Source organism: Clostridioides sp. ES-S-0005-03 (assembly GCF_020658455.1).
Lineage (GTDB): Bacteria > Bacillota > Clostridia > Peptostreptococcales > Peptostreptococcaceae > Clostridioides.
In genome coordinates this window covers 385,926-412,887 of record NZ_JACVWI010000003.1, presented here as the reverse complement: position 1 = coordinate 412,887, position 26,962 = coordinate 385,926, and the positions used below count along the sequence as shown (strand labels likewise).

The window sequence follows — 26,962 nt, the reverse complement described above, 5'->3', positions numbered from 1 at the left end:
AATTACTCCTTTTCTTTGCAATTGTACTTAAAGCAAAATAAATATTCCTGTGGAAAATCTAAATAAATGCTGTCTCCCTTATCAAATTTCATTTTGTTTTTTTCTAATTCTATCTGAATAGGCATACTTTTGCTAGATAAATTATTGTTTATAGCATATATAGTGTATGTAAATGGATTTTCTATAATGTTAATTAGTCTAAAACATAACTTGCCATCTAAATTTTCACTAGAATCTAAAACCTTAATATGATGCTCTCTGATTCCCACATATTCTATATTATCACCTATGTTTCCAGTTAATGTCAACTTACATCCCCAATCTGTAGCATAAATAGTATTGTTATCTATTCTATTTAATCGAGATATATTTTTACATCCTGTTATTTTTGCTTCTATAAGATATTTTGGAGACTCAAATAGTTCTTTTTTAGGTCTTTTTGGAAGACCTTCTCCTTTATTATAAACCATAATATCATCACAAACTCGGTAAGCTTCTTCAATATCATGAGTAACAAACAATATATCTCCCTTATAATCTTTTAACATATTCATAAGTTCTTTTTCCATATTACTTCTCAAATGATGGTCTAATGCAGAAAAAGGTTCATCTAAAAGTAGTATATCTGGAGATGTAGCTAAGGCTCTAGCTAGTGCTACTCTTTGTTGCTGACCACCAGATAATTGCCAAGGGTATCGACCCTCAAATCCATTTAATTTAAGTATTTCTAAATATTTCATTATTATTTCCTTTTTTTCATCTTTACTTAACTTTGAAAGACCAAGTTCGATATTTTGGCTTACAGTCATGTGAGGAAATAATGCATAGTTTTGAAATAAAAAACCAATGTTTCTTTCTTGTGTTGATAAATTTATCTTTTTTTCAGAATCAAACAATACTCTTTCATTTAATATAATCTTACCTCTTGTAGGTTTTTCAAGTCCTGCTATACATTTTAATGTCATACTTTTTCCAGAACCAGATTCACCTAAAAATCCTAAAATTCCTTTTTCCTGTTCAATTTTTACTTTTAATTTAAAAGAGGATAAATCTTTTTCAATATCTACATATAAACTCAACTATCTGCACCTCTTTCCTATTATTTTCTGCTGGAATTCTGACCAATAATTTAATAATAAAATCATTGCTATAGATATCGCTACAATAATCATAACCCACATCATAGCTTTATTCATATCTCCACCTTCAACTGCAAAAAATATAGCGATTGGCATAGTTTGAGTTTTTCCAGGTATATTTCCAGCTATCATAAGTGTAGCACCAAATTCTCCAAGTGCTCTAGCAAACGACAACACAAGTCCACCTATTATCCCAGGCCAAGCTAATGGTACTGCAATCTTTAAAAAAACTTTCCATTCATTAAGACCTAAGGTTCTAGCAGCAGACAACATGTTGCTATCAATTTGTTCAAAAGCTGACCTTGAAGTTCTATACATCATAGGAAAAGATACTACTACTGCTGAGATTACAGTTGCTGTCCAGCTAAATATTAAGGTTTTATCAAAATTCAGTAAAAATTTACCTACAAAGCCATTTTTCCCACATAACAACAATAAAAAGAATCCAACAACTGTGGGTGGCAAAATTAATGGAAGTGTAAAGATACCATCTATAATACCTTTCCACTTACCTCTATAGTTAGCCATAATATATGACACAAATATTCCTATTATAAAAGTTATTATCGTTGACAAAAAAGCTGTCTTAAGTGATATCCATAAAGGTGACCAATCTGTCCCCATTTTTTCCCTCCTTAATTTAAATGGAAATAGTGAAATTAATAAATATATTAATTTCACTATTTCCATTTTATTATAATATACAATTATTTTCAATTTTCATTTATTTATATACAACTTCTTTTTAATTACATATAAATTATTTGTAAGCTTATTCTACTTTTTTATATCCAAATTCCTCAAAAATCTTTTGTCCTGCATCACTCAACAGGAATTCTTCAAATTTCTTAGCAGCATCTGCATTTTTACTAGCTTCAATTACTGCAACTGGATATGTAATAGGTGAATGAGTTTTTTCATCTGTTTTCTCAACTACTTTTATTTTATCATTATTCACAGTGTCACTAAAATAAACGAATCCAACATCTGCATTACCTGATTGCACCCATGCTAAAACCTCTTTTACATCTTTCGCAAACACCAATTTATCTTTTAATGTATCTTTTAAATTTAAATTAGTTAATACTTCATCTGCATATTTACCTGCTGGAACACTTTCAGCTTCTCCAACTGCAATTTTCTTTACTTTATCTGTAGTTAAGTCTTTCATACTAGATACATCACTATCAGCTGAAGAAATAAGAACTAAATCATTTTTAACTAAATCTTTCATAGTATCGGAAACTAATAACTTTTCTTCATCTAAAGCTTTCATTTGTTTCTGACCTGCTGAAATAAATAAATCACATGGTGCACCTTGTTCTATTTGCTGTTGAAGTGAACCTGATGCTCCATAGTTAACTGTAAGCTTTACATTGGAATCAACTTTTTTGTATTCTTCTTCAATTTTTGCCATTGCTTCTTTTAAACTTGCAGCAGCAGATATGTTTAGTTCTACTGTCTCACTGCTTTTATTTGTTTTTTCTTCTTTACCATCATCTTTTGGACTTTCTTTACTACTACATCCAACTGTCCCCAAAGTTAAACATGCAACTAATCCTAATATTCCCAATATTTTTTTCATAATACTCTCCCTTTTTGTAAATTTGATACATATTTTAATTCGTTTTATCATGTTTTATCATGTTTTGTTATGTATAACTTAATTATATATACCTGCTAATAAATTTTCAAGTAAATTATTTATATTACTTTTAAATATTTTTCTACATTTTTCTTTTTTTAATGTTAAAATAACCTTATATGGAGGTGGATTATGGACTCATTATCATCTTTGACACCTGTTGAAGTAGCTGAATTATTAAAGATAACAAAAAATACTGTATATGAATTAATCAAAAGAGGTGAACTTCCTTCTTACAAAGTAGGTAAAAAAATAAGAGTTGATATTAAAGATGTCGAAGAATATATCAACAATCAAAAAACTGGTAAAATTAAAGATACACATTTTAACAATAAAAATATAGATATTGATAATAATCGTAAAATTATTATTTCTGGCCAAGATGTAATATTAGACATTTTAGCTAGGTCTGTTGAAAAAAGATTAGATAGAGTAAATACATTTCGCTCTTATATAGGAAGTTATAATGCTTTATATGAATTATATAATGGCAGGGTTTCTATAGCATCATCCCATCTATGGGATTTTGAAACAGACGAATATAATAGTACTTTTGTTAAAAAACTATTGCCAGGAATCCCATGTGTACTTATAAATCTAGCATATAGAATGCAAGGTTTTTATGTTGCTAAAGGAAATCCTAAGGAAATAAAAGGTTGGAATGATTTAACCAGACCAAATATAACACTTGTAAATCGAGAAAAAGGGGCTGGAACTAGAGTTTTGCTTGATGGCAAACTTAGACTTTTAAATTTTAATGGCACTGATATAAATGGTTATTATAATGAAGAATTATCGCATTTAGGTGTAGCAAGCAAGGTTTCTCGTGGTATAGCTGATGTTGGATTAGGCAATGAAAAAGCTGCTCTACAAGTAAACAATATTGACTTTATTCCTCTTCACAAGGAACGTTATGATTTGGTTATTAAAAAAGAAGACTTGAAAAACCCTGTCTACCAAACTATAATTAGTATAATTAATTCAGCTGAATTTAAGGCCGAACTTCAAGGTCTTGGTGGATATGATTTGATTGACACAGGCAAAATCATAGCAGAAGTTTAAAAATAAAAATCGCAATCTATTTTTACATGATTTATAAATTAATTGTAAAGTAAATTGCGATTTTTATGTATGCCAAAAACGTACATCAAAAAATTCAGTCTATCATAAAAACCTATATTGTTCATTTTGGTAGCCACATATAAAATTCAATATACTAAATAGTTAAATATATTAATATATATTTACATAATAGTAATTTTCCTTAATGTAGATTAACGTATTATGTGTTTTTGATATGAATAATTTTCCTATCTTGTATACATGCGGTAAAATAAATGAGTTTAATAGGTTATATACAAAGTTGCTTTCTTCTTGTATCTTCTCAACTAATAAATTATTAATAAAATTATCTTTTTCATTTTCAATAACTTCACTCCAATTTATTTTAACTTTTAATATGTATCTTCCAACTAAGTATACACATTCTGTAACAAATAACAATAATACTATATAATCAGCTCCTCCTGATTGATATAAACTTCCTGATACTAAGGGTTTAGCAAAAAAGTTATAAAAATTTAAAGTATCTCCTGTATAGTCAAAAAATATTAATAGTAATCCCAAAACTCTTAATACTCTCATATTCAACATGCCTTTTTCTTTATTATTTTTGTTTTTCATATATACTACCTCTCTTTTCGTTAGATTTTATTGTATATAATACTAACTCTTTTATTTGAGGTACAGGTGAATTTAATTGGTAGTTATTTTCATTTTCATAATCAATTAATTCATATTAAATATTTATATTTAATATGAAAAATAGCTTATTTATTTTGTAATAAAATAAATAAGCTATTAAAATATACAACTAATTTCTATTAATTGATAATACTACTATCTATAAACCTAAAAATTCTATTGAAATATGCTCTACTATCAGAGTCATATCCAGCAACATGTTCAATACCTTCTATGAGCCATAGCTCTTTTTTATTATGCTTGACTAAGTCATACATGGTTTGGCTATTTTGATAATTACAAACAGTGTCTTTTGTTCCATGTATAAATAGTATAGGAACATTACTCTTTTCGATTGCCTTATATGGTTCTACATCACTATACCAAAATCCAGATTTAAATTTATTATACACATCCCCACATGCTACTACATAATTTACTAATACATTTGGTATATGTTTTTCTATTACTCCCATTCTAATGGCATCCTTCATTTCAGAATATGGAGAATCCAATATATAAAAATCGACCTCTTGACTTTCTGAGTTTATAGCTGTATGCATAGCAGCTGTTCCTGCACCCATAGAAAATCCATGGATTCCCAATTTACCATCTGGGAATTTATTTTTTACAAACTTAACTATACTATCTAAATCATATCTCTCATAAAGACCAAATGTGTAATTGTCGCCTCCACTATTACCAGTATTTCTTTGATTGTAAATCAATACATTATAACCTTTATCTAAGTATTCATATGCTATTTTTAGCATTTCATAGTGATTACTTCCCATTCCATGAACAATTATAATAGTATTTTTTGTTTTTATATTTGAATTTATAAAAAGACTTTCAAGTTTGTAATTATTAGAGCTTTGTATCATCAGCTCATCTGTCTTGTAGTTTTTCAATTTATCTAAGGGCTTATCTTTCCTCTTAGAAAATACTTTTAATACATCTTCTTTTTTTATTAACTGTTCTGAGCCAACTGAGCTATCGTACACCAATTTGCCAAATATATACGATATGATTAACGGTATTAACAGAAATACAACTGATACAATTATTACCTTATTTCTTAAACTAATATAATTCTTAAAACTATTTTTCATATTTATTTACCATTTAATTTTCCTATATTTTGTTTTTTAAAAGTAATACAATCGCTACTTATACTACTCTTATGATTTCTATTATACCTATTAATCTACTAAAATTACAAATTATATTTTATCAATCATTAATATTTATAAGCTATTGCCTTATCTAATAAATATTACTAGATACTTTATTGGCAAGTGCTATCTAAATATTCTTCTATATTTTTCTTCTTCCTCTTCTGTGAATACATTAAATACAACTTTTAAATTTTTCTCAGGATTTTCTTTTAGCCATAATCTCACTCTATTTACAGCAAGATTAGCTGCTTCTTTTTTTGGATATCCAAATACCCCTGTAGAAATACCACAAAAAACGATATTCTTTATTTCATCAATTTCTCTTATAGTATTTAGAGATGATTTGTAGCAATGTAGTAATTGTTTTTCCTGTTCTTTGCTTGGCTGACCACCAGATACAATAGGTCCAACAGTGTGTACTACAAATTTTGCAGGTAGACAATAACCTCTAGTTATTTTAGCATCTCCTGTATATTCTAAATGTCCTTGTTTTTTTATTATTTTATCACAATCTTCTCTAAGTCTAGGACCTGCGCATGAATGTATCTCATTATCTACACATAAATGTAATGGTTGTAAACATCCTAATAGCTTATTGTTTGCAGCATTTACTATTGCATCTGCTTTTAAATTAGTTATATTGCCTCTCCATATAGCAATGCCTTCCTCAACTTCTTCTATATCATTTACATCTACTAACTCTCTTTCTTCACATTCAATTAACAATAAGTTATGTAACATACTAAGTATCTCTGGAGCAATTTCTTTTGGTGGATATACATTAAGAAGTCCTCTAAGTATATCTCTAGGCTTGATTTCATCATTTGATAAATTGTATATTTTAGAAGGAACTTCTTTTGAAAAATATGCAATTAAAGTGTTTATATTTTTCTTTCTTTGTTCGTCAGTTAGAGGTTTGATACTTCTATCAAAATCCTCAAATAAGTTTACATCATCAGCATAATCTCTCCACTTCATAGCTATCTCTCCATTCTTTTATTTTAGAATTATAAAAAATAATTATGTATTATGTACATACTTATTTATTTCTATAAACACTTACATAAATCCTGTTAAAAGTGTAAATTTTTTAATATTAATATATTTAAAGACAAAATATAGAACAATTTTAAGTATTTTATATAAACCTTTATAAAATAATATGCTACTTGCTAACACTTTAATCATAAAATTTTTAAAGATAATAATTAAAGGGAACGTTCTAAAGGTTACACTTTTACACATAAATTTACATACATAAAAACCACTCTAAATAAGCAACTCTTACCTAGAATGGTTTTTACACTAAACAACTTTTAAATTTTGTTGGTATTTATTTATATCTGATTTAGAAGCATATACAAAATGACCATCTGAAACCTCAATCCAACTTGATAACTCATCACTTGAACAATTATACATACTATAATTATATTCCACTCTATTTCTTACCTTAGCATATCTTGGGTCAGGAATAGGAATTGCAGAAAGTAAAGACTTTGTATATGGATGTATAGGATTATTATACAACTCTTCTGAATTCGCTAATTCTACTAATTTTCCATTATGCATAACTCCTATACGGTCACTAATATGTCTCACCATAGATAAATCATGCGCTATAAACAAACAAGTTAAATTCTTTTCTTTCTGTAATTTTTTAAATAAATTTACTATTTGTGCTTGTATAGACACATCTAAAGAGGCTATCGGTTCATCAGCTATTATAAACTCTGGGTCTACTGAAAGAGCTCGAGCTATACCAATACGTTGTCTTTGCCCACCTGAAAAGTCAGAAGGATATTTATTTGCATAGCTTCTATCAAGTCCCACTAAATTTAACATCTCATAGACTTTATCCAGTCTTTCTGCTTTATTTTTACAGACACCCTGAATTTTAAGTGGCTCTGAAATTATATCTCCAATTGTCATACGAGGATTTAATGATGAGGTAGAATCTTGAAAAATAATCTGCATACTTTTATTTACATCTTTTTTTACAAATTTATATGATTTTTTATCTGAGATACAATTTCCCTTATAAATTACGTCTCCACCAGTAGGCTCATGTAACTTTATTATAGTTTTACCAGTTGTAGATTTTCCTGAACCAGATTCTCCTACTAAACCAAATATTTCTCCTTTATATATATCAAAACTTATATCATCAACTGCTTTTACAATAGTACTTTTATCCAAATGAAAATATTGTTTTAAATTTTTTATTTCTAGTATTTTTTCTTTATTCATTAGAAATCACCCTTCCACCATTTACCCTAACTGGTATATTTATTTTAGGTGCATCTGGATGCAATAACCAAGTTGCTGCACTGTGTGTATCATTAATTTTAAACATTGGTGGCTCCTTTTCATAATCTATCCTAAGAGCATTTTTATTTCTTACTGCAAATGCATCCCCCTTTGGAGGATTTAATAAATTTGGAGGCATTCCAGGTATATTATACAAATAATCTTCTTGTGAATCTAAAGTAGGTAATGAACCTAATAATCCCCAAGTATATGGATGTCTAGGGTCATAAAATATATCTTCTACTGTTCCTATTTCTACAATCTTACCTGCATACATAACTGCTATCCTATCAGCCATAGTTGCAACTACACCTAAATCATGAGTTATAAATATTATTGATAAGCCTATTTTATTTTGTAGTTCTTTTATTAAGTCAATTATTTGAGCTTGTATAGTTACATCCAAGGCTGTTGTAGGCTCATCAGCAATTAATACTTCTGGATTACAAGCTAGTGCTATAGCAATTACTATACGTTGCCTCATTCCTCCTGAAAAATGATGCGGAAATTGTTTAAATCTTTTTTCAGGATTATCTATCCCAACTAATTCAATAAGCTCTATAGCTCTTTTCTTAGCTTCACTTTTACTTATGCCTTGATGGATTACTATAGCTTCAGTTATTTGCTTTCCTATTGATATGGTTGGATTCAAAGATGTCATAGGGTCTTGAAATATCATTGATATATCTCTTCCTCTAATATCTTCCATTTCTTTCTCAGATTTTTTAACTAAGTCCTTTGATTTAAATAGAACCTCTCCACTTTTGATATATCCATTATATGGAAGTATCTTTATCAAACTTTTGCATAATACAGATTTTCCACAACCAGATTCTCCAACTATAGCTAGTGTTTCACCCCTTTTTAGGGTAAAGGACACATCTCTCACAGCCTGTACTTCGCCTTCTTCTATTTTAAAGCTTACAGATAGATTATTAACCTCCAATAAATGTTCCAAAAACCATCAACCCCTATGCTATTCAAACCTTAGGGATATATTTCATCCCTAAGGTTTCTAATTAATCTAACTATTATTCTATTGTCCAATCAGCTATGTTCCAGAATATCCCTACACCATGATGACCTAAAACTGTATCAGGTGTTAAACCTTTTATATTTGGTTTTCCAACATATATAGCATCTATATAAGCAATAAATGTATATGGCATATCTTTAGTCATCTCTACTTGGAATTGTTTATATAACTTTAATTTTTCATCTTTATTTTCTGTTTCTCTTGCTTGTTGAAGTATTTTGTCTATAGTAGGATTAGAATAAGCACTGTAGTTTGCACCTTTATCTGTTCCAAATACTTTATATGTATGGTCATCTGGGTCAAATGGACTTCCCCAACCGATTAAGTGCGCATCTTGATTAGCCCAATCTGTTTCAGTTACAACTACAGCTTTAGCATCAACACCTATTTCTTTTAGCTGTTGTGCACATATTTTAGCCATATCAACTCTAACTTGGTCACTTTCGCCAGCTGTTATTTCAAAAGCTAATTTAGTACCTTCTTTTTCATATATTCCATCAGAACCTAACTTCCAACCTAATTTTTCAATTTCTTGCTTAGCCTTTTCTGGATTATATTCAAATTTCTCTATATCAGGATTATTATATGGTCCCATTTGTAAAGGTGAATATGCGGCTACACCATGACCCAATAATACACTATCAACTATTGCTTTTCTATCTATTGCATAACTTAAAGCATTTGGTAATCCTTTAGTCTTTTCATCTTTAAAGAATTTAGAATTGAAGTTATATAGTATACCTCTATAATCTGCAGTTTTCATTATATTTACTTTAAAATTCTTTTCGTCTTTCTCAAAATTAGACATATCTTTAGGAGTTACTTGCGCTAAATCTAATTCACCTGATTTTAATTGCATTGCTTTAGCTTTGTCATCTGGTACAATCTTAAATACTACTTTATCCAGTCCTGGCTCTTTTACAAAATAATCACTATTTTTAACAAGTGTTATACTTTGCCCTTTATCCCATTTTTCAAGTTTGAATGGTCCAGTACCTATTGGTTTTTGATTAAATCCATCAGTAGTTATATCTTTACCTTCTAATGCATGTTTTGGTAATATTCCAACTGTTAAATAATCAAGCATTGCTGTATTTGGTGCTTTTAAAGCAATTTTTATAGTAGTATCATTAATTACATCAATTTTTGTTATATCTTCATAATTTGATGCTATTTCAGAAGCATTGTCTGGATTCATTATAGTTTCCATTGTGAATTTAACATCATTTGCTGTAAATTTCTCTCCATCATGCCACTTAACATCATCTCTTAAATTAAAAGTATATGTATTTGTTGCTTCATCAAATTTCCAATCTTTTGCTAGACAAGGAACTACTTTATTATTTTCATCATGAGCTGTTAATCCATTAAATATCAATGAATTTATTTCGCCATGTTCATATAGTGCTGGATTTATACTTGTATAGTCATTACTTCCATAAACAAGTACTTTACCATCTTTAGGTTTATATGTTTTTTTGTCCCCATTTCCTGCACTCGAACAGCCTGCCATTAGACTAAGTATCATTACTAGACTTAAAACTTTTAATTTTTTTAATTTCATGATGCTCCCCCTTTTGCTTTTAATAATAAATATTTTTTAAAGCTTTGACCCCATTTATTTAAATAGATATTTCAAATACCTTAGTATTTGCTTATTTAACACTTAAAACGCTGATTTATAAATTACTTGATTTTTTATTATTGCTCTTTCTTATATAATTACCAATATTAGTTATACAGACCAATGTAGTAACTAAAAATATACCTGGAATTAGGATAATCCACCATCTATTTGAAAGCAGTGCTTCTTCTGATAAAGATAGCATACTTCCCCAAGAAACAATTTCTATTGGCAAACCAATTCCTAAAAAACTCAGTGTTGACTCAGTTCCAATAGCTGCACCTATATTTGTTACTACCATAAACATTATTGATGCAACAAAGTTTGGAAGTAAGTGCTGTTTTAATATATATAAAAATCCTCCACCCATACTTTTAGCTGCTAGTATGTACTCACTATTTCTTATTTGTCTAACTTCAGTCCTTACAATCTTAGATATATTCATCCAACTTGTTATCCCTATTACTATGGACATAGATATTGGATTTGAATTCCCAAGTATCGCTTGTACAAATATTATAATTAATATTGATGGTATACTAAGTATGATTTCTGTAAATCTCATCATTGCATCATCTACAAGCTCAGATGCTGAACCGCTTATGCTACCATAAACAATTCCTATAATAGTTGATATTATTGTCGAAAATATTCCTATAAATAAAGATATTTTTCCTCCATACCATATCATAGAATATATATCTCTTCCCATTGAATCTGTTCCAAAGAAAAAATCTTTACTTGGAGCTAAATTAGAACTTACTAAATCCATATATGTTGGCTCATGTGTCATTATCAAAGATGAAAATACACTTCCAATAACTATAATGGATAAAATTATGATTGATATATATGGTAACTGTTTAAATTTTTCAAACAGAGTTTTTTTTATTTCTATTTGTTCATCTTTTACTACTGAAATATAATTTTCTCCTACAATCTCAAAATCACTACATTGCGGCTTCATTGTTATCACCTCTATCGTACTTCATTCTAGGGTCTATTTTATTGTTTATAATTTGAGCTAGCATATTTCCAAATACCACTAAAGCTCCTGTTATTAGACATAAAACTAATAACATATTATAATCGTGATACTTTGCACTCTCAAAACAAAGAGTTCCTAACCCTGGATAAGAAAAAACCTTTTCAACTACATAAGTTCCTCCTAATATATGAGGTATTGAAATAGCCATGATACTTATATATGATGGCATTATATTTCTCAGGCAATGCTTAAAAACAATGGTTCTATTGTTTAAACCTTTTGCTTTACATAGCAATACATAATCTTCTCTTATTTCTTCTAGCAATTTATTTCTTATCATATATGTGTAATACCATAAATGGCTCAATATAAGTACTGTAAGAGGTAATATTAAATGAGATATCCTACTTGATATACTATATTCCTCTCCCATTGAATAAGCTCCACTACTTGGAAGTATACTTAGATTTATACTGAATATAAGTATAAGTACTAAAGCAACCCAGAATGATGGAATACAATTGGTTATCGTACCTAGTTTACATATAACCCTATCTATAAGCTTATCTTCATGCAATGTACAAAAAATTCCTAAAAGTAATGCTAGAACAAAGGTAAGTATGTATCCTGAACCACCTAATATGATAGTATTTATATAAACATCATTTATAACAGAAGTAACATTTTGCTTATATTTAAATGAAATCCCAAATTCTCCTTTTGATGCATCTGAAATCCATTTTATATATTGACTGTATATTGGTTCGTTTAGACCAAGTTTTTTCATAGCATTTTCTTTTTCTTGAGTACTCATTCTTTCTACACCATCTCCATAGTAAGAAATTAATGGGTCTCCTGGAGCAAGTCTTGCCATATAAAAAACCACAAAAGATAATAAAAACATTACTAAAATAAACTGCAACAACTTTTTAACTATATCCTTTAACAAACCCCTATTCCCCCTTTGTTGCAATAAAAAAAACCACCAAAAGCAAGCGTCAATCGACGTTTAAACCTTCGTGGTTTTATTATCATTAAATAAAAATTAAATTTTAAATATTTATCTATAAACCAATTTTAGCATCATTTATGTTGTGTGTAAACAAACTTTTGAAAAATTGTTAAAATTTCATCAAATTGTTTTATTTTTACCTAAAATTAAATTTTTATGATATTACTAATCTCTTATTTATTACATAATTATTAAATTTTATATTGACTATTTACTGAAACTATATTATATTAGTTTCTATGCAAACTATCTAAGAGGTGATTTTATTGAAAACTAATTATGATTGTTTTAGAATAGCTATGCTTCTAAAAGAACTCTATTCTAAAACAATGTACACAGTAGAGGAAAATTTTAAGGAAAATGGATTAACACATCAACAGATTATAGTTATAAAGCTAATAGCTCATAATCAAGAACTAACAATTTCACAACTATGCGATGAGATGTCTTTAGCTAAAGGAACGGTATCAGGTATAATCAGTAGATTAGAGCAATTTGGATATGTAGAAAAGTTCAAAAAATATGATGATAAGAGAAATACATATGTTAAATTTACAGAGGATGGACTTGAATTCGCCACAAATTTTAAAAGTAAAATGCAAGAAAGCTTTGATGGTATTTTTAAAAATTGTGATGAAAAAGAATTAAATGAATTAGTAAAAAATCTTAGAAATATATTAGCAAAAATAAAGGAGAGATAATTATGAGTTCTAAATTAATACTTGCAATAGTGTTTATAACATCAGCTTTAATTTTTTACACTATAGGTGTATTTGGAGAAAGAAAAGCTAAAATTTTAAAAAAGAAACATGTAATTATATTTTGGCTTGGTTTAATATTTGATACTTTAGGAACATTTACAATGAGTAATATAGCTAATAGCCACGCTTTTGAAGTGAAGTCTGTATTGTCACAAAATCTTCATAGTATAACTGGTCTCCTAGCAATTGTGCTTATGCTTTTTCATGCAGGCTGGGCTACTTTTGTTTTGTATAAGGACGATGAAGATAAGAAAAAATTCTTCCATAAGTTTAGTATAGTTGTATGGACTATCTGGTTAATTCCATACTTTATAGGTATGTTTATTGGTATGGCTGGATAATAAATAAAAAAAGTGTGTAAGAAAATGAATATACACTTACACACTTTTTCATATATATCTATAATGTTTTACTTACTCTTTTACACAACTTAATAAATCCTTATGTATAATTTAAATTTATTAAACACCTAACACTTGAGTTACTCCTGGAACTTCGCTTACCAAAACATTTTCAATAACAGCTTTTATTGTCATAGTTGCTCCTGGACATCCACTACAAGCACCTTGTAGTCTAACTAAAACTACACCATTCTCATTTACATCTATAAACTCTACATCTCCACCATCTCTTTGTAATACAGGTTTTATCTTTTGTTCAAGTACTTTTTCAACTTGTTCTCTCATAGTTATTCCCCCCAGAAATATTTTTATTACCAAGATTATACCAATGGTTTAAATTTTTGTCCATCTAATGATTTTTCAAACTCTATATTTGCCTCATCAATAATCTTAGTATTCATAAATACATCATAAGCACTACAAGCCAATACCTTAGCTGAATTTATCATAGCTGAAAATCCTATACTTGAACCAGCTGATGCACATGACTGCCATGTGTGGCTTGCCACACCAACAGGCCATGCTGCCATTGCAAATTGAGCTACTGGTATCACATAACTTACATCTCCAACATCAGTAGAACCAGCTAATCCCTTATCTTCTGCTCCATCAGCTATACCATGATGTATATAACTGTCCACAATAGATTTATCGTCTTGGAATGCTGTAGCTACACCTAGTCTCTCATCCTTAGTAAGAGTAGCACATAATTTTTTTGCAAATTCTTCTTCTTCAGGAGTAGTTTTAGGAGTTCCAACAAGAATCATATTATCGTATACTAAATCAGTTAAACACTGATTTGGTATATAATCATAAATCCCATCAGTAATTACATACTCCATTTCAGTCTCTGTCATCATAGCTGCTCCTTGTGCCACTTTTATTAGCCTATCAAGAACATTCTCTGCATCCTTTGCTTTTTTACCTCTTATAAAATACCAACTTTCCGCAAAACCAGGAACTACATTAGGTCTTCCTCCACCATTAGTTATAACATAATGCATTCTTATAGAGTCAATTACATGTTCTCTTAAATAATTTGCTCCTACATTCATAAGTTCAACAGCATCTAATGCGCTTCTACCATTATGAGGGGCTTGAGCTGCATGTGCTGTTATTCCCTTAAACTTAAATCTAGCAGATAAATTTGCCAGACTTCCACCTCTCCATGTGCCATTTATATCAAAAGGATGCCATGTAAATGCGCAATCTACATTATCAAAACATCCATTTACACACATTACAGTCTTTCCTCCACCTTCTTCTTCAGCAGGACAACCGAAATATTTTATTGTTCCATTAAATTTATTTTTTTCCATAAGTTCTTTGATAGAAACGACTGCTCCTACACCTGCTACACCCAATAAATTATGACCACATCCATGTCCAGATTCTCCCTCTACCAATGGATTTTTTTCTGTACTCACAGATTGTGATAGTTCTGGCAAAGCATCATATTCGCCAAGTATTCCAATTACTGGCTTACCTTCTCCAAAACTCGCTATAAATCCAGTGGGTAAATTGTCTACTTCTTCAATTTCAAATCCTTTTGACTTTAGATATTCCTTTTGAATACTGCTTGCATACTTTTCTTCAAAAGCTAATTCTGGATTTTCCCATATTTTTTTAGATAAATCAATTAATTCTTCTCTTATCTCCTCAATATTATTTATAATATATTCTTTCATAGTCTCCTCCACAGATATGTATTTTTGATATACTTTACAAATTATATTATATACTAACATTCTATTTATTCACAATTTTTTGTTAATTAATTTGATTTATATATTCTTCTATACAATGTATTTTTTCCTTATTTTTTTTCTTCATAAATTCAATGTACTCTCTTTTCCATGGTGTAGTTTTATTATTTTTGTTTAGTAATAGTTCTAATAAATTAATTTCTTCCATTCTCATATCTTCATAAAATACTACACTTCCTAGTATTGCCAATTCAAATTCACTTAATGAAGCAAATAGCATTAGATAATCATCCCCAAATAAGCACTCAGATTCAAGAATATCAATAAAGTCTTTTTTTGCATTGATATTTTCCTTTATTATTTTTATTTTTTCAATTATAGAAGTACTCTCTAGTACAGCATTGAATATCGCTCTAAATGACTTATCATCTAATTTATTTTCATCATCAACAATATACTTTTCTAAAGGTTCACTTTCATTCTTACTTACAGTTATCATACTTTTAAAAGTGCCACTTTTTATTGAACTTAGTACAGACTCAATAAATATCTTCTCATATGCTTTTATGTATTTTATCATGGCTTCATCTTCTATATTTAATCTTTCTATCAAAACATCAATTGCTTCTTCAAGCAATAAAACTATTTTTTCATTTATTATACTTTCTTTATTGAGCTCTTCAGAATTATTAAAATCAAAACTATTACTTTCTTCAATAAATTCAACTACATTATTTTCCTCATATTGCTTAATTTCATCTTCAAAAGTATGATTGTATATGTTTTTAAATTGTTTTTCTAAAAATTCATATTCATATTCTGAAATCTTCAAATTAGTTGATTCATTACCTAAAATTGTAGAGAAAATAGAGTTATTTATAATAAGTTCAAATAAATTTATAAGTATAACATCACAATCTATTTTATAAGTTATTCCATAATCATAAAATAATTTTTCTCTATCTTTCTTTCTAAATAAATTACAAAATCTATTTTCTATATCCATACTCTCAATATAATTTTTCACATAATAAATTCCTTGAATATCCATATCATCTAATGCCAATGGATAATCTATACTCACTGGAATATCATATGCTTCAAATTTTATACTATAGTTTTTAAAGAAACCAGACAGTTCCATTAAAGTATCATTATACGCCATTAAATTAGTGTCTAATTTTCTACTTTTCATTACTTCATAAAATTTTTCTAACTCAAGTAAATCATATTCAAGAATTTTAATGCCTTCTAAGTATACATACTTAATATTTTTAGACGTCAATTCTGCAACTCTTTTTTCTATACTTTCAAGTTTACTTACATATGCATCAATAGAATACCAAATTGAAAGCAATAATTTTTCAGCAACTTCAGTCTTTACTGATGTACTTTGACCATTTGTATATTTTTTAATTAAATCTATAAGAATTAAGGATATTTCCTGTTGTATGTTATATACTTCTCTCTCATTTATTACTTTACAATCCATACATTCTTTAAGTAGAGATATTGCATATTGATTTTTTATTAGATTATTTTCATTTATATTGATGTTGGTTAGATTATTATTTGACATAGTAAGTTTCCCCTCTCATTAGATTAAACTTCTCCAAATTTAAACTTTTTTGCAAATTCCTCTGCTTCTCCCCTTACATTATCCATATTCCCTGTAAATTTTTCATAAAGTTCATCAAGTATTTCTATAATTTCATCATCACAAATTTTATCATCTGTTTCATTTTTTAAGTAATAAAAGATTTCTTGCATATCATTAATAATTTCTAAATAATCATCCATATTCGTAAACTGTGATGTATATATGTTTTCTATTAATTGTTTTGTAACTTTTATATCTAATTCTATTCTTCCATATCCCTTTAAAGTATCATTTCTTGAAGTTATTATATCTTTTACATCCGCTTCGGAAAGTACTAGACCATAACACTTAGATTCTTTATTAGTTTCAAGCAATTCATTTCTTTCTATTTCCTTTAAATTTTGATGCATAGAACTCAAAATAATAGGTGATATCATTTTAAAATTCTCCTTTTTTATTTTTTCTATTGACTTTTAATTCATTTTATGTTATATTTAAATTAGTATATTTATTAACTTATAGAACTACTTATAATAATATTATTATAAGTAGTTTTTGTCAACTCAAAATTACTATTTTAATTAAATTTTTCAATAAAAAAAATATATCATTACTCAGATATATTTTTTATAACTATTCATCAATTTAATAGTTATTTATAATTAAAATCTAAAGAATGATATATTAATTTACTTATCTTTTTTAGCTCTACTTCTGCTTTTCTTTACATTTGAGCAATTTCTACAGGAAGGTGAACAGTATTGAGATTTAGAATTTGTAGGTATATAAATCTTTCCACAATACTTACATTTATTTAAAGATGCAGGTTCACTTGTAATTGCAAATGCATATATAGTTTCAATAGCTGTTTTTAAAGAATTAAATTCCCATGCAATTGTGGGTTTATCTAATTGACTTATAGAAAATCCAATCTTTTGAGGGTTAAACCCTCCAGACATAATAGTCACACTTTCAGTTAGTAGGTTAGACATGTTTTTATAGACACAAATTTGATTAAAATGTCTACACATATCCTTAGCAAAATTTACAATCCAATCCAATTGTTCTGTATAAAACCTTGAAAATACTAAATCTAAAATCAATGGTCTTTTTCCAAAAAACTTGGGTGATTCCTCTCGTTTTGATACATCTATACCTCGTTTATATTTTTTAAAGTATACATCTTCATCACTTGCAAATGGGATGAACATATTTACATACTCATCATTATTCAATATATTCTCTTTTGTAATATAATTCTTTTCAATCATCAGTACTCTTTCTTCACCAACAATATCTCTATTATATACACTTGAATAAATTAATCCTAACAACCCATATTTCTTTACAAATTCAAGTACTTCTTTTTTTAATCTCATTTCTTTAGTTTCTTTTGATATCTCTTGTAATGCTTCTTGTCCTATGCGAATTATATCTACTATAATTTCATCTGCAACATCAAATGGATTGTACATAGTAAATACAGCATCTTCTGTTGGTACTATATACAGTTCATCTTCTTCAGTAATTTTATATTCATAATCACTATAGCGAATCCAATCACTTGCAAAGTTTCCAATTAATTCTATATTTTTATTCATAATAACAGCCTCCTTTGAATGTAATAGTTAAGATTTATTAACTATTACATTTTTAGTTTATTCTATAATTTTCATCATGTCAACTCTTCTTTTAATTTTATATAATATTAAGTCATATAATAACTCTAATTAGCCTAGATATTGATACTAAGTAATAGTAAACTTATAATTAATTTTATCAAAATCTATTTACATTTGAAATTAATCTCTTTATAATAATATGTAATATATAAATAATTTTACATATTACATATTACATATTACATATTAATTATAAAGAGAGGTACTAAGAAAATGGATAGAAAACGTGAATTAAAACAACTATATAAGGAAATGAAATTTGACATTGGTGTATTTATGATAAAAAGTGATACTACTAAAAAGATTTATCTTGGAAAGAGCAATGACATAAAAAGCAAGTTTAACTCCCTCAAATTTCAACTTGGTGCTGGGTCATGTATGGTAAGAGATTTAAACAATGATTGGAAAAAATATGGAGAAAAAACATTTACATTTGAAATTTTAGAACTTATAAAACACGATGATAACAAAACTAAAAAAGACTACTTAGAAGAATTAGATATTTTAGAAATGGTTTGGTTAGAAAAGCTAAAAGAAGATAACTCTTATGAGATTTATTCTTTATAAAAAATAGGCATCATATCTTCTTTTTTGATGTAAACGTGATAGGATGGAATTGTCATACAATTTTGTGTATGACTCCATTCACATTTTCACTTATGAGGATAATTGATTCGTATATATGAATAGCTCACGTACTCTTTTTTAACATATACAATTCAATTTAGTATATAATTTTGATACATAATTTTAATAAAAAAACCTTCTAATTGATTTTTATCATAAAATCAACTAGAAGATTCATATAGTTTAACATTTATACATTATATATCACTAAAATATAAGCATTATACTGACTTTTACTATATATTATGTATTCATTTTACTAACAACATTTTATTATTTTGTAGCTTCTAAACATTGCTCTATAACCTTATTATCATTTATACCTATTGCAGTAACTTTATTAGCATTATTTAATATACTCTTATCGCTTTTGTCTGAAACTAAAACAACAGGAGCGTTTTTAGCCATTGGTGAAGCAACTAAAGCATAAACTAAATCATCTCCACTTGCCACATAAAACTCTTTTGTTTCATTATAAAACTTCTTAATTACATTCTTATTAGTTTCATATCTATCACTACCATCAATTCTAGTTGCTCTATATCTACTTACTATATAATCACTTAGTGTAGATTTTCCTCCAATAGCATATACTGGAACAGGTGAAACACCAAACCATGGGTCTAAATCTGTATCTTCTTCTGCTGAAGCTATATCCTTTGTCAATAAAATAGGAGCACCATCTCTGTATGCAACAGACGCAACACTCACTGCATCAGCCTCGTCTTTAAATCCATTTACTAAAAACGTCTTATCACTACTCTTTATCTTTTCTATTTCAGCTGCAATTTTATAACTTGTATCTACTCTATCTACTCCATCAATTCTTATAACCTGCATTCTTCTCATAAGTAGCATTTTTTCTACATCTTTACTTATAGTATTTTCGCCACCTATTATATATATCTTAGTAACTCTATTAAGCCTTTGTAAAGTGGCTTCTGGTATATCATTCTTATTAGTTAATAAAATTGCTGCATTATTTACCCCTGCAAGACCACTAGCAGAAATACCATCGACCATCGTAGAATCCGAGTTGATAAGTACAGCTGTTGTATAATCTTGCTTATCAGAAATAATACCAGCTGTTTCATATTTATCCGTTCCCTTGATATTTTCGATTTTATCTAGTGCATTTGCTGATGTTGGAAAACTAACACTTAATAATAATGCTGAAATACCTAATGCTAATATTCTTTTACTAAACTTCATAAATTACCTCCCTCAAAATAAATATATTTAGTATTAGTATAATATAAATTCGCTTAAAAGTAGTGTAGAAATAGTTACACTTTTTTTATAATTTAAATCACTCTAAATTACACACATCTCATCCATTAAAATAACTTCATTCATCCTATAAGCTAAAGCGTCCCATGTTTTTTTTGACATATCTGCAAATGACCTTTTCTCTAAATTGGATAATAGATACTGTATTTTAGAGTCCATTGCATTATATAAATTCTTCTCAAATATAGATAACTCTTCTTCATTTGGAATACCTTCTCCATGCATAGAAGGTAGAGTTACATATTCTATCTTGCCAGAATCATTAATTTGGCTACCAATCCACTCTCTAACACCAGGAATATCAGTGGTAATTACATCTAACCCACATGATAAAGCCTCTAAAACTACAACTGGTAACCCTTCATAAAACGATGGTAATACAAATATATGTGACTTATTAAATAACTCCGCTAAGTCACTTTGGTCTAATTTTCCTAGGAAATTCATTTTAAATGGAGATTGATTTGCAAGCTTAACAATCTCATTATAAGATTCAATATCACTTCCTGTACCTGCAAAATTGACTTCTATTAAATCTTTACGATATATTAGTTCAGATATAGCTTTTATAAATGGAATCAACCCTTTTGACTTACATATCTTCCCTGCAAACACTATCCTTATCTTATCACCTTGCATTTTATAATTTTTATCATAAAATACACTATCATTGTATCCACTGCCAATCACAACTACTTTACTTTCACTTACTCCAAAACTTTTTACAATATCATCTTTTTGCTTTTTATGAAGAGCAAATATTAAATCCAATTTTTTTATATTTGATATTATATATTCTTTTTCTAAATCTATAGTATTTAACTGTCTTAAACAAGTCCCATGACAAACAGACATAACTTTAATATCTTTCACAATCTCTCTGACAAATGCTGTTAAAAGATATAAATGATGACATATTATAATATCTGGCTTAAAATCTTCCATAGCTCTGTCTATATTTATTTTAAATTGATGTTTTAATCTATCTATCATTTCTACATTTAAATCTCTATATCTAGTACTTTCATATGGCATAGAATCACTCATTCCTACAACAGGAAAATTTAGTTCTCCACAATTATACTTTACTGGATAAAAACTTATATCACTTGAAAAACAGTTTACATTGTCATTAACATCTATACCTGCAATTACAGCTTGCTCATGACCTATTTTTTCAAACCCTTTTATCATACCGCACATGTATATTCCACTACCCGTACTATTTGGTTTTTGTGTTATTATATGAAGAATTTTCACTTTTTTACTTACCGCCCCTCTAAAATTAAACAATTTCATATAATCTAATCATTATATATATCTAGATACAAACAGGATGAATCATCTTTTACTTTAAATCTTGGAACCTTAATTGCTTTATAGTCGTTATCCTCAAAGTCTCTAACTTTATTATGTATATATCCTATACCAAATTTTTCTGCTATACGTATCAATTCTTCTTCTTTTATGAGGTTATACCTATCACATGCACTTGTAAAGCCATCACTTGTTAACATCAATTGAAAATCTTTTTTTATTTCTAAGTATCCATATATTGAATTTTCCACAGCATCCTCATCAAAATCCAATATCCAGTATCCATCTTTGGTATTCTTTTTCAATCTATTGCTTACTATTGTATCCATGACACTTGACTTTATCTCATCAAAAGTCATTTCTTTTAAATTAGAAAACTTACTCATTTCATCAAACACAGCATTATCAAATTTACAGATAGTTCTATCTTTTATGACTTTAGAATCTCCATTTTTAATAAACAAAGCACAATCTCCTAATAAAAAATACTCTACTTTATTTTCATGAAACTTAACAATGACTATAGAACTTGATGGCAAATCTAATTTTTCGACCTTTATTCCATTTAATTTCATCTCATACTCTTTTTTAACTTCTTTTATCCCACTACTGATAATACTCTTTAATGATTCTTCTCTATTCATATTTTTATATAAATACTTATTCCACCACTGAACATACCATCTTGCATCGCTTTCATTTGATACTAAGTTTTTTCCATTGAGCCCTGTCGCACCATCCAAAATCCACGCACCAAATGGGCTTATACCAACTACATCTTCATTAAATTTAGCTGTACCCTGACTACACAATAGGCTATAGTCTCTTATATTTAAAGCCATATCATCCTCCAAATTGAATATCTAAAAATAAAGTTCTATTTAAAATTATACAGCAAATAAAAAAATCTACAACAAAACTTGTTGTAGATTTTTAATTTAATCAGTATTTAATTTATATTCTTTACACTTTAGTGATGGAACAATCTATTTTTAGTAAATGCCATAACTATATTGTACTTATTGCAAGTTAATATAACATTATCATCACGAATAGAGCCACCTGGTTGTGCTATAAAACTTACTCCACTTCTTTTAGCACGTTCTATATTATCTCCAAATGGGAAAAATGCATCAGAACCAAGAGCTACTCCTGTTAGAGTTTTAAGCCATGCTCTTTTACCTTCTCCAGTAAGAGGTTCTGGTTTTTCTTCAAAGAAATTTTGCCATATACCATCAGCAAGTACATCCATATAATCATCAGAAAGATATACATCAATAGTATTGTCTCTATCTGGACGACCTATATCTTTTTTAAATTTTAAATTTAATACTTTAGGATGTTGGCGAAGATACCAAATATCAGCTTTATTACCTGCAAGTCTAGTACAGTGAATACGTGATTGTTGTCCTGCACCTACTCCTATTACTTGTCCATCTTTAACATAACAAACTGAGTTTGATTGTGTATATTTTAATGTGATAAGAGCTATAATTAAATCACGCTTTGCGTTATCTGTAAAGATTTTATTATCAGTTGGGATATCTTTTAACAGGTCTTCATTTATTAATATTTCATTTCTGCCTTGTTCAAAAGTAATTCCATAAACATCCTTTGTTTCAATAGGTTCAGGAGTATAATTTTCATCAATTTTTACAATATTGTAATTACCTTTACGCTTTCCTTTTAATATTTCAAGAGCCTCATCTGTATATCCTGGGGCTATTACACCATCAGAAACCTCTCTCGCTATAATAGTTGCAGTTTCTTTATCACACACATCTGAAAGTGCTATAAAATCTCCATAAGAAGACATTCTATCTGCCCCTCTTGCCATTGCATAAGCACAAGCTAATGGAGAAAGCTCTAAATCATCAACAAAGTATATTTGCTTTAAAGTATCTGATAAAGGTATACCTACTGCTGCACCTGCTGGACTTACATGTTTAAATGAAGTTGCTGCTGGAAGACCAGTAGCCTCTTTTAATTCTTTTACAAGTTGCCAACTATTAAATGCATCCAAAAAATTTATGTATCCAGGCTTTCCATTTAATACTTCTATAGGAAGTTCTCCATTTTTCATATAAATCTTTGATGGTTTTTGGTTTGGATTACAGCCATACTTTAGTTCTAGTTCTTTTGCCATATACTCATCCCTCTCTATAGTAAATTAATCTTAAATTTGACTAATTCCATATTAATTAAATTATTCGTACTAATAAAATTATATGGCATATTTATCCATTAATCAACTATATTTTTTAAAACTCCTATTCCTTCGACTTTACATTCAACCACATCACCATGTTTTAAATATACTTGAGGATTCATTCCCATAGCAACACCTGCTGGAGTTCCAGTTGAAATTATATCTCCTGGTTTTAGAGTCATTCCTCTTGATAAATCACTTATTACAGTAGGTATATCAAATATAAAATATTTTGTATTAGAATCTTGTCTTACTTCTCCATTTACCACACTACTTATATCCAGTTTTAAAGGATGCTCAAATTTTTCTTTATGTACTATGCAAGGGCCCATAGAGGTATGTGTATCTAAACTTTTTCCTCTATACCACTGCACATGTTTGTCTTGAAGTGCTCTTTCACTTATATCATTCATTATTGTATATCCAAATATATATTCATAGGCATCTTCTTTTGATATATTTATACCTTCTTTTCCTATAATTACTGCCAGCTCTGATTCATAATCCAGCTTTTCTACTAAATCTCCATGCAGACTTATCTTATCATCTACTCCAATTGCCTTATCTGCTCTTTTAGAGAAATAAATAGGATAGTCTGGCATAACTACATTTTTTATAACACCATCTGGAATTTCATTGACATGGTCTTTATAGTTTAGACCTAAACATATAATATCTTTTTTAGGTCTTACAATTGGGGAACATAATTTCACTTCTTCTAACTTATAACACTTTGCATTTTCAAATGAATTGTTTTTTATTTTTTCTAAATCACCTGTAGATACATTTTCAATAAAATCATTCATATCTGTATATAATTTACTTAATCCTAAACTATTAATTTCATATATACTATTTGCTTCTGAGTTAAATACACCTATATTTTCTTCATTGCCAGTACAGAAAGTTACAAATTTCATTTCTATTCCTCCATTCAATAATTTGATTAATAATATTTTATTTTTATTAGTTTATATCAATTGTAATAGATAATATATATATGTCAATATATATTTAAAAATAGAGTTCTAAAAAGTATAACAATTCATAAATATCAGAAATTATTATAAGTAATATAATTAGTAAAAGTAAAATAATTATAAGAATGGAGTTTTAAAAACTTTATTTATGCAGATAAATTTTCTATAAAACACAATAAAAAAAGGTATCCTTAATAAAATAAGCATACCTACACTCTTTCAATATTATTATATACAGCCATTTTATAGTTATAATATTTTTTATTTAGACAAAACCTCTTGGTAAAACCTATTTACTTATAAACTTTCATTAAATCTTCTCCAATGCATATATCTCCAGTTCTTAAAATTTCAACTCTATCTATGTCATAAGAATTGGTTATAACTATAGGAGTTATAACAGATTTAACGCTTTTTTTAATTTTTTCTAAATTAAATCTTATAAGTTTTTGCCCACAGTAAACTTTATCTCCTGCATTTACTAATACTTCAAATCCATCTCCATTCATCTTTACAGTATCTAATCCGATATGTATTAGTATCTCCAAACCATCTTCACTCTTTATGCATATAGCATGTTTAGATGGCAAAAACACTTGAATCACCTCACCATCAACAGGAGAAGATACGACTCCTTCTTGTGGCTCTATAGCAATCCCATCACCTAGCATTTTACTAGAAAAAGCATCATCAGGAACATCAGTTATACTTAATACTTTCCCTGTAAGTGGCGATTGTAATATTCCTTTTATATAATTACTTTTTACTTCTTCATTTTTATTTTTTGAGAATAACTTTTTGAACATATTAAATCTCCTCATTCCAATAATTTAAATTAACTTCTCGTATTATCTACATTATACACTTTAATTCATAAAATATATTACCTGAAATATACTATATATATTTATTCCAGTAATAATTATAGTCATATACGAGAACATATATTTAACTCTTTTGTCATCCATATTTTTACTAATAGAGGAACCTATAATTCCTCCCAACACTGCTCCTATTATCATAAAAGGTAATCCAGATAAATCATATATACCAAACCCTGTATTTATGAAAACTGTAACTAACTTTGAAATATTAGAAAATAAAATAGTTATAATGGAATTAAACGCAGCTTCTTTAGCTGATAATCCAAATAATATTGTAAACACGGCCACATTTATAGGACCTCCACCTATTCCTAAAAATGAAGATGTAACCCCTAAAAAAATGCCAACAATAAAATATGTAATGTTAGTATTAAACTTAACATTTAAACTTTTATCTCTATATAAATAAACCATTACTAACAAAATAATCATCATAATATTTTGAGTTATTTTTATTATAGAAGGATTATTTACATATGAAATAGATAAATCTAATAACCTTTGACCTATAGTACCTCCTAATACTGATGCTACACCAATTAAAATAAGTCTAAAGTTTATTTTAAAAAGTTTTGATTTAATTTGTTTATATACAGAAACAATTGCCATCGATAACACAGTAAAAGATGATAACACACTTATAGTTGAAACATCAAATATTCCAATCAAATCTAGTACTGGCTTTATTATTACACCTCCACCAATGCCTGTTATAGCTCCTATAGTTGTTGAAAGTACAGCTATTGCAAATAAAATTACATTCATTTAAAACCATCCTAACTAAATTTACTCTGCTCAAAACCCTTTAATTATACATAATTTTTAATCAC

The 26,962-nt window shown here is 28.1% G+C and carries 27 protein-coding genes; 4 read left to right on the top strand and 23 right to left on the bottom strand.

Annotated elements, in window-relative coordinates:
- Window positions 1-2 precede the first annotated feature (2 nt).
- From IC218_RS14605 to modA, 3 genes are all read right to left on the bottom strand, one after another.
- The gene (locus IC218_RS14605) at window positions 3-1,079 is read right to left on the bottom strand and encodes a sulfate/molybdate ABC transporter ATP-binding protein (RefSeq protein ID WP_227433320.1); all 1,077 of its coding nucleotides are present in this window, start codon (window positions 1,077-1,079) and stop codon (window positions 3-5) included.
- Window positions 1,080-1,763, bottom strand: a complete 684-nt coding sequence (modB, locus tag IC218_RS14600) for a molybdate ABC transporter permease subunit (RefSeq protein ID WP_227433321.1) — start codon at window positions 1,761-1,763, stop codon at window positions 1,080-1,082. It lies immediately after the preceding gene.
- A gap of 148 nt (window positions 1,764-1,911) precedes the next feature.
- Window positions 1,912-2,724, bottom strand: a complete 813-nt coding sequence (gene modA, locus IC218_RS14595) for a molybdate ABC transporter substrate-binding protein (protein ID WP_227824759.1) — start codon at window positions 2,722-2,724, stop codon at window positions 1,912-1,914.
- 192 nt (window positions 2,725-2,916) lie between these two features.
- Here modA and IC218_RS14590 point away from each other — a divergent pair, with 192 nt between their 5' ends.
- On the top strand, window positions 2,917-3,846 hold the full coding sequence (locus IC218_RS14590; protein ID WP_227433323.1) for a helix-turn-helix transcriptional regulator: 930 nt from the start codon (window positions 2,917-2,919) through the stop codon (window positions 3,844-3,846).
- Window positions 3,847-4,017: 171 nt separating this feature from the next.
- Here IC218_RS14590 and IC218_RS14585 read toward each other — a convergent pair whose 3' ends face one another.
- The 8 genes from IC218_RS14585 to IC218_RS14550 all read right to left on the bottom strand — a co-directional run bounded on the left by IC218_RS14585 (window position 4,018) and on the right by IC218_RS14550 (window position 12,612).
- Entirely contained in the window at window positions 4,018-4,467 is a 450-nt protein-coding gene (locus IC218_RS14585) for a hypothetical protein (protein ID WP_227433324.1), read from the bottom strand.
- A gap of 200 nt (window positions 4,468-4,667) precedes the next feature.
- Window positions 4,668-5,639, bottom strand: coding sequence for an alpha/beta hydrolase (locus tag IC218_RS14580; RefSeq protein ID WP_227824758.1), 972 nt, complete (start codon window positions 5,637-5,639; stop codon window positions 4,668-4,670).
- Between the two features lie 189 nt (window positions 5,640-5,828).
- Window positions 5,829-6,683: a protein-ADP-ribose hydrolase gene (locus IC218_RS14575; protein ID WP_227433326.1), complete on the bottom strand. Its 855-nt coding sequence runs from the start codon at window positions 6,681-6,683 to the stop codon at window positions 5,829-5,831.
- Window positions 6,684-7,010: 327 nt separating this feature from the next.
- Window positions 7,011-7,955 (bottom strand): ABC transporter ATP-binding protein, encoded by a 945-nt coding sequence (locus IC218_RS14570; protein ID WP_227433327.1) that lies wholly within the window; start codon window positions 7,953-7,955, stop codon window positions 7,011-7,013.
- Entirely contained in the window at window positions 7,948-8,973 is a 1,026-nt protein-coding gene (locus tag IC218_RS14565) for an ABC transporter ATP-binding protein (protein WP_227433328.1), read from the bottom strand. The genes IC218_RS14570 and IC218_RS14565 overlap by 8 nt, the downstream gene beginning before the upstream one ends.
- A 73-nt stretch (window positions 8,974-9,046) precedes the next feature.
- Window positions 9,047-10,615 (bottom strand): ABC transporter substrate-binding protein, encoded by a 1,569-nt coding sequence (locus IC218_RS14560; RefSeq protein ID WP_227824757.1) that lies wholly within the window; start codon window positions 10,613-10,615, stop codon window positions 9,047-9,049.
- Between the two features lie 115 nt (window positions 10,616-10,730).
- On the bottom strand, window positions 10,731-11,642 hold the full coding sequence (locus tag IC218_RS14555) for an ABC transporter permease (protein WP_227433330.1): 912 nt from the start codon (window positions 11,640-11,642) through the stop codon (window positions 10,731-10,733).
- Window positions 11,626-12,612, bottom strand: coding sequence for an ABC transporter permease (locus IC218_RS14550; RefSeq protein WP_227433331.1), 987 nt, complete (start codon window positions 12,610-12,612; stop codon window positions 11,626-11,628). Before IC218_RS14550 ends, IC218_RS14555 begins: the two co-directional genes overlap by 17 nt.
- A 329-nt stretch (window positions 12,613-12,941) precedes the next feature.
- Here IC218_RS14550 and IC218_RS14545 point away from each other — a divergent pair, with 329 nt between their 5' ends.
- Both IC218_RS14545 and IC218_RS14540 read left to right on the top strand, forming a co-directional pair.
- A complete protein-coding gene (locus IC218_RS14545) occupies window positions 12,942-13,376 on the top strand; it encodes a MarR family winged helix-turn-helix transcriptional regulator (protein ID WP_255605859.1) in 435 nt (144 codons plus the stop codon).
- 2 nt (window positions 13,377-13,378) lie between these two features.
- Window positions 13,379-13,777: an HsmA family protein gene (locus IC218_RS14540; protein WP_227433332.1), complete on the top strand. Its 399-nt coding sequence runs from the start codon at window positions 13,379-13,381 to the stop codon at window positions 13,775-13,777.
- A gap of 120 nt (window positions 13,778-13,897) precedes the next feature.
- Here the strand turns inward: IC218_RS14540 and IC218_RS14535 are convergent, their stop codons facing one another.
- The 5 genes from IC218_RS14535 to IC218_RS14515 all read right to left on the bottom strand — a co-directional run bounded on the left by IC218_RS14535 (window position 13,898) and on the right by IC218_RS14515 (window position 18,744).
- Window positions 13,898-14,122, bottom strand: coding sequence for a NifU family protein (locus tag IC218_RS14535; RefSeq protein WP_227824756.1), 225 nt, complete (start codon window positions 14,120-14,122; stop codon window positions 13,898-13,900).
- 35 nt (window positions 14,123-14,157) lie between these two features.
- Complete coding sequence (locus IC218_RS14530) at window positions 14,158-15,525, bottom strand: M20 family metallopeptidase (RefSeq protein WP_227433334.1); 1,368 nt, start codon at window positions 15,523-15,525, stop codon at window positions 14,158-14,160.
- A gap of 82 nt (window positions 15,526-15,607) precedes the next feature.
- Window positions 15,608-17,122, bottom strand: coding sequence for a DUF6179 domain-containing protein (locus IC218_RS14525; RefSeq protein WP_227824755.1), 1,515 nt, complete (start codon window positions 17,120-17,122; stop codon window positions 15,608-15,610).
- A 23-nt stretch (window positions 17,123-17,145) separates the two neighbouring features.
- The gene (locus tag IC218_RS14520) at window positions 17,146-17,580 is read right to left on the bottom strand and encodes a DUF6323 family protein (RefSeq protein ID WP_227433336.1); all 435 of its coding nucleotides are present in this window, start codon (window positions 17,578-17,580) and stop codon (window positions 17,146-17,148) included.
- 252 nt (window positions 17,581-17,832) lie between these two features.
- Window positions 17,833-18,744 carry a recombination protein NinG gene (locus IC218_RS14515; RefSeq protein WP_227482964.1) on the bottom strand — a complete coding sequence of 304 codons (912 nt, stop codon included), beginning with the start codon at window positions 18,742-18,744 and terminating at the stop codon, window positions 17,833-17,835.
- Window positions 18,745-19,038: 294 nt separating this feature from the next.
- On the opposite strand from IC218_RS14515, the gene IC218_RS14510 reads away from it, so the two are divergent.
- Window positions 19,039-19,392 (top strand): GIY-YIG nuclease family protein, encoded by a 354-nt coding sequence (locus IC218_RS14510; protein WP_227482965.1) that lies wholly within the window; start codon window positions 19,039-19,041, stop codon window positions 19,390-19,392.
- Window positions 19,393-19,725: 333 nt separating this feature from the next.
- Here IC218_RS14510 and IC218_RS14505 read toward each other — a convergent pair whose 3' ends face one another.
- The 7 genes from IC218_RS14505 to IC218_RS14475 all read right to left on the bottom strand — a co-directional run bounded on the left by IC218_RS14505 (window position 19,726) and on the right by IC218_RS14475 (window position 26,897).
- Entirely contained in the window at window positions 19,726-20,664 is a 939-nt protein-coding gene (locus tag IC218_RS14505) for a cell wall-binding repeat-containing protein (RefSeq protein WP_227433339.1), read from the bottom strand.
- Between the two features lie 102 nt (window positions 20,665-20,766).
- A complete protein-coding gene (locus tag IC218_RS14500; RefSeq protein WP_227824754.1) occupies window positions 20,767-22,002 on the bottom strand; it encodes a glycosyltransferase family 4 protein in 1,236 nt (411 codons plus the stop codon).
- A 44-nt stretch (window positions 22,003-22,046) separates the two neighbouring features.
- On the bottom strand, window positions 22,047-22,901 hold the full coding sequence (locus IC218_RS14495; protein ID WP_227433341.1) for a hypothetical protein: 855 nt from the start codon (window positions 22,899-22,901) through the stop codon (window positions 22,047-22,049).
- 128 nt (window positions 22,902-23,029) lie between these two features.
- The gene (locus IC218_RS14490; RefSeq protein WP_227433342.1) at window positions 23,030-24,205 is read right to left on the bottom strand and encodes a phosphoribosylaminoimidazolecarboxamide formyltransferase; all 1,176 of its coding nucleotides are present in this window, start codon (window positions 24,203-24,205) and stop codon (window positions 23,030-23,032) included.
- Between the two features lie 98 nt (window positions 24,206-24,303).
- Window positions 24,304-25,188 carry a fumarylacetoacetate hydrolase family protein gene (locus IC218_RS14485; protein WP_227824753.1) on the bottom strand — a complete coding sequence of 295 codons (885 nt, stop codon included), beginning with the start codon at window positions 25,186-25,188 and terminating at the stop codon, window positions 24,304-24,306.
- A 353-nt stretch (window positions 25,189-25,541) separates the two neighbouring features.
- On the bottom strand, window positions 25,542-26,054 hold the full coding sequence (locus IC218_RS14480; protein ID WP_227433344.1) for a PTS glucose transporter subunit IIA: 513 nt from the start codon (window positions 26,052-26,054) through the stop codon (window positions 25,542-25,544).
- 60 nt (window positions 26,055-26,114) lie between these two features.
- Window positions 26,115-26,897: a sulfite exporter TauE/SafE family protein gene (locus IC218_RS14475; protein WP_227824752.1), complete on the bottom strand. Its 783-nt coding sequence runs from the start codon at window positions 26,895-26,897 to the stop codon at window positions 26,115-26,117.
- Window positions 26,898-26,962: the final 65 nt, after the last annotated feature.

Bases quoted from the DNA above. Each gene is read 5' to 3' on its own strand.
- IC218_RS14590 (WP_227433323.1), top strand. From the start codon at position 2,917: ATGGACTCATTATCATCTTTGACACCTGTTGAAGTAGCTGAATTATTA.
- IC218_RS14510 (WP_227482965.1), top strand. From the start codon at position 19,039: ATGGATAGAAAACGTGAATTAAAACAACTATATAAGGAAATGAAATTT.
- IC218_RS14575 (WP_227433326.1), bottom strand. From the start codon at position 6,683: ATGAAGTGGAGAGATTATGCTGATGATGTAAACTTATTTGAGGATTTT.
- modA (WP_227824759.1), bottom strand. From the start codon at position 2,724: ATGAAAAAAATATTGGGAATATTAGGATTAGTTGCATGTTTAACTTTG.
- IC218_RS14475 (WP_227824752.1), bottom strand. From the start codon at position 26,897: ATGAATGTAATTTTATTTGCAATAGCTGTACTTTCAACAACTATAGGA.
- IC218_RS14555 (WP_227433330.1), bottom strand. From the start codon at position 11,642: ATGAAGCCGCAATGTAGTGATTTTGAGATTGTAGGAGAAAATTATATT.
- IC218_RS14480 (WP_227433344.1), bottom strand. From the start codon at position 26,054: ATGTTCAAAAAGTTATTCTCAAAAAATAAAAATGAAGAAGTAAAAAGT.
- IC218_RS14570 (WP_227433327.1), bottom strand. From the start codon at position 7,955: ATGAATAAAGAAAAAATACTAGAAATAAAAAATTTAAAACAATATTTT.
- IC218_RS14515 (WP_227482964.1), bottom strand. From the start codon at position 18,744: ATGAATAAAAATATAGAATTAATTGGAAACTTTGCAAGTGATTGGATT.
- IC218_RS14485 (WP_227824753.1), bottom strand. From the start codon at position 25,188: ATGAAATTTGTAACTTTCTGTACTGGCAATGAAGAAAATATAGGTGTA.
- IC218_RS14585 (WP_227433324.1), bottom strand. From the start codon at position 4,467: ATGAAAAACAAAAATAATAAAGAAAAAGGCATGTTGAATATGAGAGTA.
- modB (WP_227433321.1), bottom strand. From the start codon at position 1,763: ATGGGGACAGATTGGTCACCTTTATGGATATCACTTAAGACAGCTTTT.
- IC218_RS14560 (WP_227824757.1), bottom strand. From the start codon at position 10,615: ATGAAATTAAAAAAATTAAAAGTTTTAAGTCTAGTAATGATACTTAGT.
- IC218_RS14530 (WP_227433334.1), bottom strand. From the start codon at position 15,525: ATGAAAGAATATATTATAAATAATATTGAGGAGATAAGAGAAGAATTA.
- IC218_RS14495 (WP_227433341.1), bottom strand. From the start codon at position 22,901: ATGGCTTTAAATATAAGAGACTATAGCCTATTGTGTAGTCAGGGTACA.
- IC218_RS14520 (WP_227433336.1), bottom strand. From the start codon at position 17,580: ATGATATCACCTATTATTTTGAGTTCTATGCATCAAAATTTAAAGGAA.
- IC218_RS14540 (WP_227433332.1), top strand. From the start codon at position 13,379: ATGAGTTCTAAATTAATACTTGCAATAGTGTTTATAACATCAGCTTTA.
- IC218_RS14525 (WP_227824755.1), bottom strand. From the start codon at position 17,122: ATGTCAAATAATAATCTAACCAACATCAATATAAATGAAAATAATCTA.
- IC218_RS14490 (WP_227433342.1), bottom strand. From the start codon at position 24,205: ATGGCAAAAGAACTAGAACTAAAGTATGGCTGTAATCCAAACCAAAAA.
- IC218_RS14535 (WP_227824756.1), bottom strand. From the start codon at position 14,122: ATGAGAGAACAAGTTGAAAAAGTACTTGAACAAAAGATAAAACCTGTA.
- IC218_RS14580 (WP_227824758.1), bottom strand. From the start codon at position 5,639: ATGAAAAATAGTTTTAAGAATTATATTAGTTTAAGAAATAAGGTAATA.
- IC218_RS14505 (WP_227433339.1), bottom strand. From the start codon at position 20,664: ATGAAGTTTAGTAAAAGAATATTAGCATTAGGTATTTCAGCATTATTA.